The following is a 15017-nucleotide window of genomic DNA, read 5'->3' on the forward strand; positions in this document are numbered from 1 at the left end:
TCAATAATCCAAAACAAACTCCGGCTTATCATTCCAGCTTCCGTCATCATTTTTGGACAAATGAAGATCGATGTAACCAAGGGTAACAGAACGCCATTCTTTTCCGGACAGCTGGAATCTGATGTTCATTTCAGAACCATCCTCTTCTATAACAAGACCGTCGGAACTGTCATCAATTATTACGTCGTCTCTTGCAAAAATCTTTTCTATATCAGACAATTCAGCCTCAGTATATCCTTCAGCCATGTAATACTGCTTGATCTGCTGCTTGGTCAGGAAAGCGATTTCTTCCGATCCACGCATAATTCTGATCTTACCGTTACTCCATTCAACAGAAACCGGGGCATCAGCCTGATCACCGGAAGCGACAACCTCTGCGCTTTCTGAACTGCCAGGGTCCTGTGCACTTGCGGCTTCCTCGAACTGAACCTTTACTTCATTGGACTCTACAATAACTCCGTCCACGACAACCTTGCTACTCTCTTCCCCGCTATTATTTGCAGAAGCTTCGCCAATCTCAGCGTAGGAATCCTTGAAATCCACGCGAGGAATTTTGTCTGTCGAAATCTCTATTTCAGCCTCGTCAGAGCCCTTTTCGGCAGAGCTTGTAAAGAAGCAACTAACCAGACCCAAAGTCAAAACCGACAGAATCAAAACCAGCCATGTTGTGGCTTTTTTGTAGCCAAAGATATGCTTTACTCTTGATGACACACCGACACCGCCAAAGGCGAGCTGGTATGTATAAACATATCTTTTGTTGGTACTGCAACGAAGAAGTGCTGTGGCGTAGGACTTTTTCTCATCCAGAGACATACGGCTAATTACTTTCTCATCACAGGAGAGCTCTAAGTCCCTACAAAATAGTGCATATGAAATCCATACAAGTGGGTTGAACCAATGAACAGCAAGTAACAGGAATCCGATGTGTTTTCTTAAATGATCGGCCCTTCTGATATGTGCTCTCTCGTGAGCCAGCACATTTTCAATAGTTGCTTTATCAAGTCCTGAAGGAATGTAAATTGCAGGTCTTAAAAAGCCCATTACGAATGGTGTATCAATGTCATCGCATTTGTATACATTCCTGCCAAGCTTCGGCATTCTTACCGATGCGCGAACCTTTTTCCTGATCTTCATATAATTTAATTCCATGAGTGTAAGCACGATTAAAACACCGGCTAACCATATCCACTGGAATTCTTCATATTTAAAAACTTTTACAATACCGTGAAAATTCGGAAGTACTCCGATCTTAGACTGAATCTGAAATGGCAGCATCAACCTCAGAGCCACTACAGACCACAACGCACCCATAAACCACTTTGGTGCCATATTGAGTAGAAAACGCAAAAGAATTACTACGGCAATAAGGCATGCGGCTACCATACTCATTTCCATTACTTTCATAAAAATCGTTTCCATTTGTTATCCTCCGTCTGACTAAGTATGTTATAGTTCACGTTTTTTACTACTTTGCACTTGTATGATAGCCGTATATATGCCTATGCCGTTTTCTGATTTAATTTACAGCGTTGTCAATTATTTTCTGGATTTCGTTCAACTCTTTTTTTGACAACTTCTGATGCGATGTAAATGCCGCCAGAAAAGCGGGTAATGATCCGCCAAATGTTTCCTCGACAAATTCCTCACTTCTCCTTGTATAAAACTCCTCCTGAGAAATCAACGATGTAACAACACCGTCAACATTCTTGAAGAGTCCTTTTTCGCATAGCTTCTTCAAAACTGTGTACGTAGTAGATTTTTTCCAACCAAACTCTTCGGCACAAAGCTTTACAAGCTCTCCTGAACCCACAGGCTCCATCTCCCATATAAGTTTGGCAAATTGCATTTGAACTTCACCTAATTCAACAGCCATGACAACCCCCCTCTTTGGTCTATTCGCTATCGACTTATTAATCAGAGTCTACCTCAAATAGACCACCGTGTCAACCTCAAAAACCCAGAAAATATCACGTTTTTTGTGCTTTACTATATCTTGTGTTAAAAAAAATCCGTGCCACAAAATAGGAGCTCCCACATTTATATGTGAGAGCTCCTGCTAACCTTTTATCTATTCAATTTATTACAGATCACTGTAAAAAGTATCAATGTTTTCTTCAGGTAATGTCACAGGATCCCAACCAAAATCCTGAACTTCTGTGATGTTTAATCCGTTTGCCGCAACATAGTTTGCTATGATCTGCAAGCGGGTCTGTTCCTTTGCTTCGTCATCTGAGAAGAGCTTGATAAATTCATCATAGTGATCGCCCATGATCTTCTTTGCACTTTCATCGAAATCTGATCCGTCAGCAACAACCTCGATATTTGTTACTTCATAGCCTTCATCCGTGTTCTTCACGTGTATGCATCCGGGATAGGATCCGCCTGACTGAGTCTCCAGAGTCTGACCATTAAGCTTGTAATTAAAGTAGCAGAAATCGCCATAAATGCGCATATCCTCAGGATCTGAATCATCCTCAGCTGCGATGTTAATTGAAGGTATTCCAACATCGGCAGGATCATAACCCGCACCAAACTCATTGATTACAGCCTTATATACTTCATAATAGAAAACCTCGGGACCCGGATACTCGTATGCGGGAAGCGCTCCTTCTGTAACTGCAGCAGCTTCGCCGCCGCCAACAACACTAAAGTTTACAACTGTTGCGTCAAAATATTCCTCATAAAGCTGGTTAAAGATTTTTTCTGCCTCTGCGCTGTCCATGTTGCTGTAATCGCCGCCATCATCAGATGTGTATGTATAGGTGCCGTTACCGTCTGCATCATAGGTAACATCTGCCTGCTCCATTACAACAAGCTTATCGTCTGTAATTGTGTACTTTGTCATATTATGATGTGTACCTACATAGAGCTTGCCATCCTTGATTGCAAGAGGATTGGCTGTGCCGCCGGACTCAACCCTTCCTACCTCAAAAGGAACTCCATCCTTATAAATAAAAATCGCAGAATCAATGGCTGCCATGTTTCCGTCAAGGTTATCATAAGCACTGCTGCAAACCATGAAAACATCTGTCTGATCCAGCATTTCATTTGCATAGCCCATTCCATCTGTAAGCTTTTCATCGATTATCTGAGTGAAGGTATCACAACCTGAGATGTCGATGTCAGGAGCATAGAATATTTCTTCTGATGTTTCTTCTGTTTCAGTTGTCCCCTCTATGATCTCTTCAGCGGGAGCCTCTTCAGAGCTCTCCTCTGCCTCAGCTTCTGTGGTATCTGTAACTTCTTCCTGTGCCGGCTCTTCCTGAACAGTATTCTCTGCCTGAGTATCTGTTCCTGTCTCTGCCGTTTTGCCGCAAGCACAAAGTGATGTTGCCATAATACCTGCAATTACCAATGCTACCATTCTGTTTTTCATAATAACTTTCCCCTCTCAAATATAATCATCTTTATTTTATTTAATATACTTTACCATTTATCACAATTGTATCACATAATTTTATATTGATTTGCCTATTCACCTTGCGATATAATAGGTGAAAGTGATATGGGAAAGGAAGGTACAATATGTTTTCTACGAAAGGCAGATATGCACTTAGAGTTATGATAGATCTGGCAAGCCAGAACTCGGATGAATTCATTCCGTTAAAAGATATAGCGGAAAGGCAGGATATCTCCAAGAAATATCTTGAGATTATTGCCAAAGAACTTGTTAAGGGGAAAATAATTGAAGGTGCCAGCGGAAAGCACGGCGGATATAAGCTTAAAAGACCTGCAGATGAATACACAGTTGGCGAAGTAATAGAGCTTATGGAAGGCTCAATTGCTCCTGTTGCATGCCTTGCTGATGAAGACTACGAATGTGATAGAAAATCCATCTGTAAAACCCTCCCCATGTGGGAAGAATTTTACAAGATGGAACATGATTTCTTCTATAATAAGAAGATCAGCGATCTCCTCTGATTTCCTTTACAACATTTACAGCTTCTCTGGTCATTTCTTCGATCTTATCAAAGCTTCCGGCTTTGATAAGGTCGCCTTTTACCATCCAGCTTCCGCCGCAGCATGCAATTCTGTCGTATGCCAGGTAATCTCTCATGTTTTTCTCATTTACACCGCCTGTAGGCATGAATTTAATACCTGTATAGGGTGCTGCCATAGCCTTGATCATAGGAAGTCCGCCTGCCTGCTCAGCGGGGAAGAACTTAAGAACCTTAAGTCCTCTCTTTATGCCCTGTGCAGCCTCTGAGGGTGTTGCAACGCCGGGTACAACTGTGTATCCCTTTTCCAAACAGTAATCTACTACCTCTGCATCAAAGCCGGGGCTTACGATGAATTTTGCACCTGCTGCAATGGCCTGGTCTACCTGCTCAGTTGTAAGAACTGTGCCTGCTCCAACCAGCATTTCAGGGTACTTATCAGTCATTATTTTAATTGCATCAGCAGCAGCTGCTGTGCGGAAGGTAACCTCAGCACATTTTAATCCGCCATTAACCAGTGCCTGTGCAAGAGGCTCTGCATCTTCTACTCTGTCGATTACAACAACAGGTACTACGCCATATCCGGCAAGCTGTTCAAGTATTTCACTCATCTCTATTTCTCTCCAATCTATCTAAATACATTACTTTCGCGCCAGTGCGCATCCTGATAAAGCGCTTCAGCGCTGTACTCTTGCGCCTTTTCCGCCCATGATAGCCTCTACCTCGCTCTTATCAGCCATGGTAGTATCACCGGGTGTAGTCATTGCAAGTGCTCCGTGAGCTGCGCCGTAATCAACGGCAAGCTGTGCATCGCCGGTTGTCATAAGGCCATAGATAAGTCCTGATGCAAAGGAATCACCGCCGCCAACACGGTCCATGATCTCAAGGCCCTTGTAATCCTTTGCCTTGTAAATCTCGCCATCTGCGAAGCAAAGTGCGCTCCAGTCGTTTACTGTAGCTGTCTTAACCTCTCTCAGGGTTGTTGCAACTGCCTTGAAGTTAGGATAGGTCTTAACTACCTCTCTGATCATCTTCTTGTAGCCTTCAATATCAAGCTTTGCAAGGTTCTCATCGTTACCCTCGATCTCAAATCCAAGGCATGCAGTGAAGTCTTCCTCGTTACCGATCATTACGTCAACGTACTTTGCGATCTCTTTATTTACTTCTCTTGCCTTCTCGATACCGCCGATAGCGCTCCACATGGAAGGACGATAGTTAAGGTCATAAGAGATTACTGTGCCGTATTTTCTCGCTGTTTTGATAACTTCAATAACTGTCTCACTTGATTGCTCTGAAAGTGCCGCATATATGCCGCCTGTATGAAGCCACTTAACACCCAGCTCGCCGAAAAGTCTCTCAAGATCAAAATCCTCAGGTTTTGCCTTGGAAATAGCTGTGTTTGCTCTGTCTGAGCATCCCTTTGCTCCGCGTATACCAAAACCTCTCTCTGTAAAGTTCAGACCGTTACGGCACTCTCTGCCGATACCGTCTGTTTTCATCCACTTAATAAAAGAAGTATCAACGCCGCCCTGAAGAATAAGATCCTCCATAAGCTTACCTACTTCATTGTCTGCAAAAGCTGTAAGAACTGTGGTCTTAAGGCCAAAGCATCTGCGAAGACCTCTTACTACGTTGTATTCTCCGCCGCCTTCCCATGCATTAAAATGTCTTGCCGTTCTGATCCTTCCTTCGCCAGGATCGAGTCTCAGCATTATTTCCCCAAGTGAAACTGCATCAAAAGCAGCATCTTTTCTTAAATTAAAATCCATTTCATACCTCCATTTATAACCCGAAATATCTCTTTGCGTTGTAATAGGAAATGCCCTGAACTATTGACTTAAGGGCCTCATCATCATTTGGATACTCGCCGTTCTCAACCCAGTTACCTATGAGATTACACATGATTCTTCTGAAATAATCATGTCTTGTATAGGACAGGAAGGATCTTGAATCTGTGAGCATTCCTATGAAATTGCCAAGAAGTCCGAGATTAGCAAGTGACTTCATCTGCTCTTCCATTCCTGACTTGGAATCATTGAACCACCATGCAGGTCCGTGCTGAATCTTGCCGGGAACCTCTGCTGACTGGAAGCCGCCGATAATTGTTCCTATCTGCTCATTATCAGCAGGATTCAATGAAAATACGATTGTCTTTGGCAATTCTTCTGTTTTATCAAGCTCAGATAAAAATGCTGCAAGGTTTCCGCCACAGGAATTATTTGCCATTGCATCATATCCTGTATCAGGACCGAGCGTCTTGAACTGTCTCTCGTTTATATTTCTAAGGCAGGAATAATGAAGCTCCATAGTAATTCCAAGTCTGTGGTATGCCTTTCCAAGAGCTACAAGAAGTGCTGTCTGATAGCCCTCTGCTTCTTCTACAGTAACTGCCTCGCCATTCATAGCTTTTTTGAATGCCTTATCACACTCTTCCATAGGAAGTTTTCTGAAAGGCACATAGTCAAGACCATGATCTGATGCCACGCAGCCGTGCTCAGCAAAGAATTCAACTCTCTCGATAAGTGCATCAATTACGTCCTGCGTGGAATCAAGTGATTCCTTATTTACTGCTTTTGCAAGCTTTTTAATGTATTCTGCAAAGCCTTCCTTGTGGATATTTACTGCTTTATCCGGTCTGAATGAAGGACGCACAAGGAAGTCTATGGTCTTATCCTCTGCAATCTTTTCATGCCAGATAAGTGAATCTATAGGATCGTCGGTTGTACCAACGTATTCCACGTTACTCTGTTTAATGAGACCACGAACCGACATCTGCGGATCGTTCTTTAGCTTGTCGTTACATTTATTCCAGATTTTCTCCGCATTCTGCGGTGTAAGAGGCTCTGTAATTCCGAAGTATTTCTGAAGCTCTAAGTTGCACCAGTGATACATGGAATTACCGATAGCCTTGGTAAGTACCTCTGCAAAGCCCTTGAAGCGTGCAAAGTCGTCACCTCTTCCTGTCACCAGTTCCTCCGGCATTCCGTTCGATCTCATGAGTCTCCACTTATAGTGGTCTCCTGCTATTGAGCCGTCAGGCTGATATCCGCCAAGCCACACATCTGCCAATGTCTCAAAGCGTCTGTCCTCATAAATCTCCTGAGGTGAGATGTGACAGTGATAGTCGATTATGGGCAGATCCTTAGCATAATCATGAAAAAGATGCTTTGCAGTCTCTGTCTGCAGCACAAAATCTTTATCTAAAAACTGTTTCATCGAAGTATGCTCCTATTTAACATTATTTCTGTTTACGCATCTTATACTAATTCTTTACCCCACCTTTTTACATAGCTTTTGCCACACAAACCAAAATATTCAACAAGAATAACAACTTTTGCAATGTTTTGAATAAAGCATAGAAAAACCCTTTGGCGAAGGAAAATCTTCGCAAAGGGTTTGATTCCTGATTATTCCACGTTTTTCAATGCTTCGTTCATGGGTATGTGGCGAATCTTTCGGTACTCGAGAATAGCCACAATGGCGTAGGTTGCGATGGCCATAAGGAACATTTCGGCGTATACCTTGGGATCAAGCCAGATAACCATCCAGCCGCTCATCATCTGCTTTAGCATGACTCTGAATATCCACACCATAACGTAAGTGATTATTGGATAGGATATAAGGAGCGAAACCACTACCACAATGGCAGTAGGGATTATGTACAGCGCCGCGATTTCTTTTTGTGAATATCCAAGTATTTTTGCCATGGAAATAGATTGGGCGTTTCTCTCGATTATCAGTTTAGAAAGCAGATAAATTAAGACAATGAAAAGGATTACAGAGAATCCGTCCACCATGTACATGATATTGCCCATGGATATCATCAGCTGCCTGGACACTCTTGTAAGCGACTCCCTATCTACTACCGTTCCTATGTATTTGCTGTCGATGTCAGTAATTTCACTGTTTGAAAAATACCCAGAGAAGAAATCTTCATCCATTCCAACGGTACTGTTCAGGTGCTTTTTACTCATGAAAACAGTGATTCCGCCGTCGTACGGGTAGACTCCCGTAACTTTAAAGCCATAGTATTTATCCTCATAGGGCTCCTTAAGGGTTATTACATTCCCCTCTTTTAGTCCGTATTTATCTGCATAGGATGATGATATCAATACGGTTTTTTCATCGAAATCCGCATGTATATAACGGCTGTCATCACGAACACCGTAGATGGTAACCTCATCCACTCTGCTTCCGTCTTCGCCTGTGGTTTTCAGACTGTATGCTGAAAATTTCTCCGCATCAGGATTGTTTGAAATTATTTTATTTTGAAGGAAAACATAGGAAAATGCTGCATTTATCTGGTTATCATCATCTATAGCTCCTACAGGAATCTGCAAAAGATATATATGGTCTGCCAGCATGCTATCCGTAACAACTCCCTGAAAATGCGTAAGAAGCGGTGGCAACATCATTCCGAAAAACAGCAGAACATTAGCAAAAAACAGCCCCACAAAAAGTGTGATGTAACTACTCTTGTTCTGTATGAGTATTCGAATGCGAAATCTGTCAAAGAACTTTATTGCCTTATTAAGACTGATGGCACGCTTTTGTCTTTTTCCTGTAAGGTCACGCCTGATAAGTTTAAGTGGGCTAAGAGCCAGCTTACTTCTAAGAATGCCATAGGTAATCACAATCATTATGATTATTGGAATTATTGTGGTCTTAAGGAATGCATCTGCGTTCCACAAAGTAACGTAAGTAGGCAGTGAATAGCTTCCGTAATACATCGCTACGCAAACATTTTTAAAGAAGGTATACCCCATGATATTGCCGATAAACGCTGCTATAAGTGTCACTATAATGGGCATCGCCATGTAATGGCGTATAAGTTCATTTATGGTATATCCTGATGCCCTGAGGGTCCCTATTACATTTGATTCCCTATGAATTGTATTGTTTATTGTGATGCCGAAAACAAAAGCGATAATGATAATCATTATATATAAGAGCACTGTCATCATCGCTCTGTCTTTTCCGATATCCTCTCCTGTGAAGGTTATGGACTGGTTCAGATAGCGGGGAATAAAGTTTTCCAGAGTTACCTTTTTAGAAATCCTCTCCATGAGATCATCGGAAAGATCTTTCTCTTCCAGTTCGTTAGCAGGCTTTTCATCATAGATCCAGCCGTAGTTGTAAAGGATGGCATCCTCATCATATTCGTCAAACTGACTTTTTGAAACCACCGCTACACCAAAGGCAGAGGAATCAAACATCATGTCATTATTGCTGTAAAAAAGAGCGCTGTAATCAGAGAGCGCCACAAGGCCGACGATTTTATATGTTTTACCGTCGGAAGATAAAGTATTATCTATGGCTTTATTTCCGGCTGATGCAGTAAGGTTATCGCCGGGCCCGGGCTTTAATGTCATAATGTCATTCACCGTAAGTCCGTTGTTGTCCGCATACATTCTGTCGATGGCGATCTCACCGATGCTTTCGGGAAGCCTGCCCTCCATGACACAGACCTTGTCGATCTCTTCTCTGTTTGCAAAAATCCTGAGCTTTGTATTGTTGTCGAAGCTTTTCTCTACATAAAAATTATCGTAGATGGTGACACCTTTTTTCTCTATATGTTTTCTCTCGGATTTTGTCAGTTTCTCCTCTGTTCTGAAATTTCCATCCTCTATGTTGTATTTTTCAAAGCTTTCATCATAAGCAGTACTCATGCTCTCGCCAGCAACCAAAAAGCCTGAAACAAAGCCGATGGATAGTACCATCAAAACAAAGATAACTATGTATTTTCCTATATCCCCTGTCAGCTCCCGTAGAAGCCTTCTGTTTAACGGATTTCTCATAAAACTCCTCTATTTGTCTGTGCCGGTTACCACTTATCCTGTGTGCCTGACTACAAAGTACACTGTCCGGAATCAGTATTTACCAGTCAAGCTCCGCAGCCGTCTGCTTCGTCTCGTTTCTGTAGCTTTTCCTGATAACGCCATCACGAAGCTTCACCACAAAATCAGCCATGTTCTTAATGGCATCGTTGTGAGTTACCATAATAACTGTGTTTCCATACTTGCGATTGACCTCTTCAATAAGAGAAAGGATTTCCTTGGAGGTGTTGTAATCAAGGGCTCCTGTAGGCTCATCGCAAAGCAAAATATCGGGATTTTTTACGATTGCTCTTCCGATGGCGCAGCGCTGCTGTTGTCCGCCTGAAAGCTGACTTGGCACCTTGTTCTGATGCTCAGTAAGCCCCAGAGTTTCTATGATTTCATCAATATTAAGTGGATTCTTTGAAAGATATGCACCAACCTCTATATTTTCCCTGACTGTGAGATTTGGAATGAGATTGTACATTTGGAAGATATAGCCCAGATGCTCTCTTCTGTAGGCCGTAAGCGCCTTCTCATCCATGTCGGACATGCTTTTTTCTCTGATGATGATCTTGCCTGAATCGGCAGTGTCGATTCCCCCGATGATGTTTAGTAACGTAGATTTTCCGGATCCGGACGGCCCAAGGAGTACCACAAACTCTCCCTTCTCCACGCTGAGGCTTATGTCCTTCAGTACCTCAACGCGGCTTCCGCCTTCGCCGTATGACTTTTTAATATTCTGTAATTCCAGCTGCATATTCTCCCCTTCTTATGTGCTGTTTTTATTTCTGTGGTATATGTTAGCAGAGCCTAACTGCAATTTCAATATTAGATGTTTCTCTTTTAGGTAATTTTTAGGTTTATGAGACAAAATTAGTCTATAGGATATCGCCAAACCCGGCATTTACAAATCCAGCCGGGTATGTACCGGACTTTCTTACGGGACTCAAGTTGAGAAACACTATTTTTCCCCGTAATAAAGGTTTATTGAGGAATAGAAAATGAAAAAACACCTATGGATAATTGGATACTCAGCTGCTCTGACGGCATTTACCATATATATCACTTTGGACACTTTTGTACTTACAAAAAGCTATACTACCAATGCATCGTCCATGAGTGCCTCGACATTTGAGGATTTAGAGGCAGCGGCTGATAACTCTGCAGCTAGCTCATCAAGTACCTCTGACACACCCATAAAGCAGGAATCTCAGGGGGATACCACTTACAGCGACGACAACATAACAATCAATCTTTCGGAATATGATCAGTACAATACCAAAATTTATGTAGCAGACGTAACCCTTTCCTCCGCTGAATACCTAAAAACTGCTTTTGCCAATGATACTTATGGTAAAAATATCACGGCTACCACTTCAGAAATGGCAGAAGAAAACAGCGCCATTCTTGCCATCAACGGTGATTTCTACGGTGTACAGGAAAGCGGATATGTCATAAGAAACGGAATCGTCTACAGAAGTGAAGGTGATGGTTCTGAGGTGCTGTGCATCTATGCAAACGGAACTATGGATGTGATAAATGACAGTGAATACACTACTGATGAACTTATAGAAAAAGGTGTCTGGCAGGCATTTTCCTTTGGCCCAGGGCTTATTGAAAACGGCGTGATATCAGTGGATACCGATGATGAAGTTGATATGGCAAAAGCAAGTAATCCAAGAACCGCCATTGGCATCATAGATACTAATCACTATGTTTTCGTAGTATCTGACGGCAGAACTTCCGAGAGTGAAGGCCTTAGCCTTTATGAGCTTGCAGAGTTTATGCAGGGCCTTGGAGTAACTACCGCTTATAATCTTGATGGCGGCGGATCATCAACTATGTATTTTAACGGTCAGATAGTGAATAATCCGACTTCCGGAAGAAGTATCAAAGAGAGAGGAGTGAGCGACATTGTTTACATCGCGTGATAAAGCAAAATATCATCTTATATACAGTTTGGCAGGCACGGTATTTCTGGCTGTTTTCGGTGCAATCTACGAGTATTTCAGCCACGGCGTTTACTCATATTATATGATATATGCATTTGCCATCCCGCTGATTATGGGAGTTGTGCCCTATTCCTTCATGCTTATCAAAAATATTTCCATGCCTGTTTTGCTGATAAATCTTTGGAATTCATCAATCATCACTTACAGTGTGGGCAGCGTATTTGCCGGTGTACTCTCGATATACGGAACCACAAATGCTTTGATTTTTGTTTATCCTGTGGCAGGAACAGTTTTACTGATTGCAACACTTATAGCTGCATCAGTTTATTATATTTAAAAATCCCTCCTTACCGGTTTATTCGGTAAAGAGGGACCGTAAATCCTTTGTGAATGTAAACTTCGCTTTGAATTAAGCAATTAAACTTATGCACTTACATTCTCTGTCTGCGCCGTCATTGGAATAGGTTCGCTTATTGAAACCGTCTCTGCTTCTGCCTGTTCCTCGATAACTTCATTTCTCATGTTCCTTGAAACAGGGCCGTCCTTGGAAATAAGCTCCATTCCATCTCTGTAACTTCTTATAGCAAATGATGATGAGTAGCCCTTTTCCTTTGCTACCGCTCTCACCTTTTTAGCAGTCTTTTTCACATCTGCGGCATCGCAAACCACTGATGGATACTGGCTGCTCTTTTCGCAAATATAACCTTCCGCAAGAAGTGCTTTTAAAAATTCGTCCTTTGTCATGTTACTCTCCTTGTTGCGGGATAATAAAAATTCTATGTCTGATAATCCCACATTTAATGCTGTTTTGCGCCTTCACGGCGTCAAACATTCAGTATTTTACAACATCACAAAGGGTAAATGCAACAACATCCGCTGATAGCCTGACAAATTTATCTTTTTTTATTTAAAATTTTTAGCTTTTTATAATAAAAATTTATATTCGTTTTATGTATTCGTACGAATTTGGACACAATTTAGAGATATGATATCCTAAACGCTTATGGTTACCATCAACATTTGGGTTTATGGGAGAGAAATATTATGAAAAATATTATTAAGAAGGAGCATCAAAAAATCATTGACACTGTAGTTTATAACGGAAGATACACAGATGCAGACGAATTCAGAAGAAAAGTCCTTTCTGTAGTATGTACTTTCGTTATAGTAGCCTGTGCACTGGCTATCGGATCTATGCTGATTTAAAAAGTTATTTGGGACAAAAGCAGCAAAAAATAGACGGTTTCGGAGTTTTTACAACTTCAAAACCGTCTTTTTTCGTATTATTCGCGGCTTACACCGGATTCTCTTTGATATATTCATCAAGTATCTCTGCCGCATCTCCGATTATCTCAGCGCAGGGACGTTTTTTATAATACTCCTGGGTACGAGCTTCAGGGGTTGGAACATCGTGCTTAACGCTAAGTCCAAGCATGTCGCGGCAGACGATGCTGCCGTGTTTTTCCTCAAATCTACGGGCAAGCTCCTGAATTCTGGCATAATGACCAGCCTTCACATCCCCGGTTTCAGGACCATCATAGCCGTAAAGAAGGCCTGCTATCATGAACATTCCACTGACGCTGCCGCATACTTCGCGCAGTCTTCCCATGCCGCCTCCAAAGGAAGATGCCATCCTGGAAAGGGTAGTTTCATCAATAGGAAGTAAATCCTTAAAAGCCAGTACTATAGACTGGGAACAGTTATATCCATTTAGGAAATTGGCCATTGCCATCTCTCTTCGTGTCATTTTAAATCTCCAAAAACGTTAAATTCTTTAAGCTTTTATCTGCTCTAAAACATACTCAAGCTCTACATCTTTACCAAAGCTTTCAGGCTTCCAGGGGATATAAACATCAAATTGCACCATTGAACAGTTGGAGCTCTAAAGCTCAAAAACCGCTTTTTTTATTCTATCATAGGTAAGTCACCTTGTTTAGAGATAAAGAAACATTCACAGGGCAAGAATAAATCTAATCTGCGCAATAAATAGCAAGAAAGATTATATTAAATCGTGCAGAATAATTGTACAAAATATTATTATGATTGACGTTTTCGCATTATCTCAGCGTAACAAGTCATAAAACAAGCTTTTACAGAGGTGAAAAATGAGCGCATACAAGACAGGTGTTTACAGAAATATTTTTAAGGAAATCGGAAAAACCGATGCAGAAATCGACGCAAAGATAAAAGAGGCTGTTCAGACCTTTTTCTATGATGAGGAAGAACGAATTTACCACACAGCAGGTGATGATATGGGATATCTCACCGACACGGGAAATGATGATGCCAGAACCGAGGGTATGTCCTACGGCATGATGATGTGTGTTCAGCTGGATATGAAGGAAGAATTCGATAGAATCTGGAAATGGTCCAAGACCTATATGTATATGGATGAAGGTGAAAACGAGGGCTATTTTGCATGGTCCTGCCAGACTGATGGAAAAAAGAATGCCTACGGCCCTGCTCCCGACGGCGAGGAATTCTACGCCATGGCTCTGTTTTTCGCATCCCACAGATGGGGTGACGGCGAAGGCATCTTCAATTACAGTCAGCAGGCAAAGGATATCCTGAAGGCATGCCTCCACAAAGGTGAAAACGGAAGGCCCGGCGCGCCCATGTGGAACAGAGAAAATCATCAGGTTCTGTTTGTTCCCGGATGCCCGCATACGGATCCTTCCTACCACCTTCCTCATTTCTATGAGCTTTTTGCAGAATGGACAAACGAGGAGGATAGAGAATTCTTTGCAAAAGCTGCCGAAGTCAGCAGAGAATTTCTTGTAACAACCTGTCACGAAAAAACAGGTCTTAACCCCGAGTATGCCAACTTCGACGGAAGCCCCATGGACAAGGTACTTCCCTGGGGACAGTTCGGTGACTTCTTCAGTGATGCCTACAGAACCGCAGCAAATATCGGCCTGGACGCTGAATGGTTTGGAGAAGACAAGGGCCAGCTCGATGTGCCCCTTAGAATGATGAGATTTTTCGGAACAGATTTAGAGGCTGTAAGATGTGCCTATAAGGTAGACGGAACGCCTCTTGAGAGACCTGTCCTCCACCCTCTTGGACTTTTATCAACAATCGCCCAGAGCGCTCTGGCTATTCCCTACAGCGATGATGCTGACAGCGATTTTGCAGAAGCTAAAAAGTGGGTTGAATGGTTCTGGAACCAGCCTCTTCGTAAAGGCGTCAGAAGGTACTACGACAACTGCCTTTACATGTTCGCACTGCTGGCACTTTCAGGAAAATATAGGATTTGGTAAAAAGAAAGCCATATCCGCTTTAATGAAATAACTCCCCTTAAGCAGACT

At 42.2% G+C, this 15017-nt stretch carries 15 protein-coding genes; 5 read left to right on the forward strand and 10 right to left on the reverse strand.

Annotated elements, in window-relative coordinates; all coding sequences use genetic code 11:
• The 3 genes from G608_RS0109205 to G608_RS20645 all read right to left on the reverse strand — a co-directional run bounded on the left by G608_RS0109205 (position 1) and on the right by G608_RS20645 (position 3376).
• Positions 1 to 1419, reverse strand: coding sequence for a M56 family metallopeptidase (locus G608_RS0109205; RefSeq protein ID WP_026495784.1), 1419 nt, complete (start codon positions 1417 to 1419; stop codon positions 1 to 3).
• Between the two features lie 97 nt (positions 1420 to 1516).
• Entirely contained in the window at positions 1517 to 1873 is a 357-nt protein-coding gene (locus G608_RS0109210) for a BlaI/MecI/CopY family transcriptional regulator (RefSeq protein WP_026495785.1), read from the reverse strand.
• A 207-nt stretch (positions 1874 to 2080) separates the two neighbouring features.
• Positions 2081 to 3376, reverse strand: a complete 1296-nt coding sequence (locus G608_RS20645; RefSeq protein ID WP_035795121.1) for a hypothetical protein — start codon at positions 3374 to 3376, stop codon at positions 2081 to 2083.
• Positions 3377 to 3525: 149 nt separating this feature from the next.
• Between G608_RS20645 and G608_RS0109220 the strand changes: the two genes are divergently transcribed.
• A complete protein-coding gene (locus G608_RS0109220; RefSeq protein ID WP_026495786.1) occupies positions 3526 to 3921 on the forward strand; it encodes an RrF2 family transcriptional regulator in 396 nt (131 codons plus the stop codon).
• Here the strand turns inward: G608_RS0109220 and G608_RS0109225 are convergent.
• The 5 genes from G608_RS0109225 to G608_RS0109245 all read right to left on the reverse strand — a co-directional run bounded on the left by G608_RS0109225 (position 3905) and on the right by G608_RS0109245 (position 10514).
• Entirely contained in the window at positions 3905 to 4549 is a 645-nt protein-coding gene (locus tag G608_RS0109225; protein ID WP_026495787.1) for a bifunctional 4-hydroxy-2-oxoglutarate aldolase/2-dehydro-3-deoxy-phosphogluconate aldolase, read from the reverse strand. The two genes, G608_RS0109220 and G608_RS0109225, sit on opposite strands and share 17 nt — an antisense overlap.
• A gap of 66 nt (positions 4550 to 4615) precedes the next feature.
• On the reverse strand, positions 4616 to 5707 hold the full coding sequence (locus tag G608_RS0109230) for a sugar kinase (protein ID WP_026495788.1): 1092 nt from the start codon (positions 5705 to 5707) through the stop codon (positions 4616 to 4618).
• Between the two features lie 13 nt (positions 5708 to 5720).
• On the reverse strand, positions 5721 to 7154 hold the full coding sequence (gene uxaC / locus G608_RS0109235; protein WP_026495789.1) for a glucuronate isomerase: 1434 nt from the start codon (positions 7152 to 7154) through the stop codon (positions 5721 to 5723).
• Between the two features lie 191 nt (positions 7155 to 7345).
• On the reverse strand, positions 7346 to 9736 hold the full coding sequence (locus G608_RS0109240; RefSeq protein ID WP_026495790.1) for an ABC transporter permease: 2391 nt from the start codon (positions 9734 to 9736) through the stop codon (positions 7346 to 7348).
• Positions 9737 to 9815: 79 nt separating this feature from the next.
• Entirely contained in the window at positions 9816 to 10514 is a 699-nt protein-coding gene (locus G608_RS0109245) for an ABC transporter ATP-binding protein (RefSeq protein WP_026495791.1), read from the reverse strand.
• A 244-nt stretch (positions 10515 to 10758) separates the two neighbouring features.
• Here G608_RS0109245 and G608_RS0109250 point away from each other — a divergent pair, with 244 nt between their 5' ends.
• Complete coding sequence (locus tag G608_RS0109250) at positions 10759 to 11688, forward strand: phosphodiester glycosidase family protein (RefSeq protein ID WP_026495792.1); 930 nt, start codon at positions 10759 to 10761, stop codon at positions 11686 to 11688.
• Positions 11689 to 11716: 28 nt separating this feature from the next.
• Positions 11717 to 12046, forward strand: coding sequence for a hypothetical protein (locus G608_RS20650; protein ID WP_442852221.1), 330 nt, complete (start codon positions 11717 to 11719; stop codon positions 12044 to 12046).
• An 86-nt stretch (positions 12047 to 12132) separates the two neighbouring features.
• Here G608_RS20650 and G608_RS0109260 read toward each other — a convergent pair whose 3' ends face one another.
• Entirely contained in the window at positions 12133 to 12453 is a 321-nt protein-coding gene (locus G608_RS0109260; protein WP_026495793.1) for a hypothetical protein, read from the reverse strand.
• 300 nt (positions 12454 to 12753) lie between these two features.
• On the opposite strand from G608_RS0109260, the gene G608_RS23225 reads away from it, so the two are divergent.
• Positions 12754 to 12915 carry a hypothetical protein gene (locus G608_RS23225; RefSeq protein ID WP_155833259.1) on the forward strand — a complete coding sequence of 54 codons (162 nt, stop codon included), beginning with the start codon at positions 12754 to 12756 and terminating at the stop codon, positions 12913 to 12915.
• Positions 12916 to 13003: 88 nt separating this feature from the next.
• Here G608_RS23225 and G608_RS0109270 read toward each other — a convergent pair whose 3' ends face one another.
• Positions 13004 to 13456 carry a C-GCAxxG-C-C family protein gene (locus tag G608_RS0109270; protein ID WP_026495794.1) on the reverse strand — a complete coding sequence of 151 codons (453 nt, stop codon included), beginning with the start codon at positions 13454 to 13456 and terminating at the stop codon, positions 13004 to 13006.
• A gap of 358 nt (positions 13457 to 13814) precedes the next feature.
• Between G608_RS0109270 and G608_RS0109280 the strand changes: the two genes are divergently transcribed.
• Positions 13815 to 14969: a glycosyl hydrolase family 8 gene (locus G608_RS0109280; RefSeq protein WP_026495795.1), complete on the forward strand. Its 1155-nt coding sequence runs from the start codon at positions 13815 to 13817 to the stop codon at positions 14967 to 14969.
• The last annotated feature ends 48 nt before the right edge of the window (positions 14970 to 15017 follow it).

The sequence above is a fragment of the Butyrivibrio sp. WCD3002 genome, assembly GCF_000424265.1.
Classification (GTDB): Bacteria; Bacillota; Clostridia; order Lachnospirales; family Lachnospiraceae; genus Butyrivibrio.

Excerpts from the sequence above, each read along its gene's own strand:
- G608_RS0109205 (WP_026495784.1), bottom strand. The coding sequence starts at position 1,419 with ATGGAAACGATTTTTATGAAAGTAATGGAAATGAGTATGGTAGCCGCA.
- G608_RS0109210 (WP_026495785.1), bottom strand. The coding sequence starts at position 1,873 with ATGGCTGTTGAATTAGGTGAAGTTCAAATGCAATTTGCCAAACTTATA.
- G608_RS20645 (WP_035795121.1), bottom strand. The coding sequence starts at position 3,376 with ATGAAAAACAGAATGGTAGCATTGGTAATTGCAGGTATTATGGCAACA.
- G608_RS0109220 (WP_026495786.1), top strand. The coding sequence starts at position 3,526 with ATGTTTTCTACGAAAGGCAGATATGCACTTAGAGTTATGATAGATCTG.
- G608_RS0109225 (WP_026495787.1), bottom strand. The coding sequence starts at position 4,549 with ATGAGTGAAATACTTGAACAGCTTGCCGGATATGGCGTAGTACCTGTT.
- G608_RS0109230 (WP_026495788.1), bottom strand. The coding sequence starts at position 5,707 with ATGGATTTTAATTTAAGAAAAGATGCTGCTTTTGATGCAGTTTCACTT.
- uxaC (WP_026495789.1), bottom strand. The coding sequence starts at position 7,154 with ATGAAACAGTTTTTAGATAAAGATTTTGTGCTGCAGACAGAGACTGCA.
- G608_RS0109240 (WP_026495790.1), bottom strand. The coding sequence starts at position 9,736 with ATGAGAAATCCGTTAAACAGAAGGCTTCTACGGGAGCTGACAGGGGAT.
- G608_RS0109245 (WP_026495791.1), bottom strand. The coding sequence starts at position 10,514 with ATGCAGCTGGAATTACAGAATATTAAAAAGTCATACGGCGAAGGCGGA.
- G608_RS0109250 (WP_026495792.1), top strand. The coding sequence starts at position 10,759 with ATGAAAAAACACCTATGGATAATTGGATACTCAGCTGCTCTGACGGCA.
- G608_RS0109260 (WP_026495793.1), bottom strand. The coding sequence starts at position 12,453 with ATGACAAAGGACGAATTTTTAAAAGCACTTCTTGCGGAAGGTTATATT.
- G608_RS23225 (WP_155833259.1), top strand. The coding sequence starts at position 12,754 with ATGAAAAATATTATTAAGAAGGAGCATCAAAAAATCATTGACACTGTA.
- G608_RS0109270 (WP_026495794.1), bottom strand. The coding sequence starts at position 13,456 with ATGACACGAAGAGAGATGGCAATGGCCAATTTCCTAAATGGATATAAC.
- G608_RS0109280 (WP_026495795.1), top strand. The coding sequence starts at position 13,815 with ATGAGCGCATACAAGACAGGTGTTTACAGAAATATTTTTAAGGAAATC.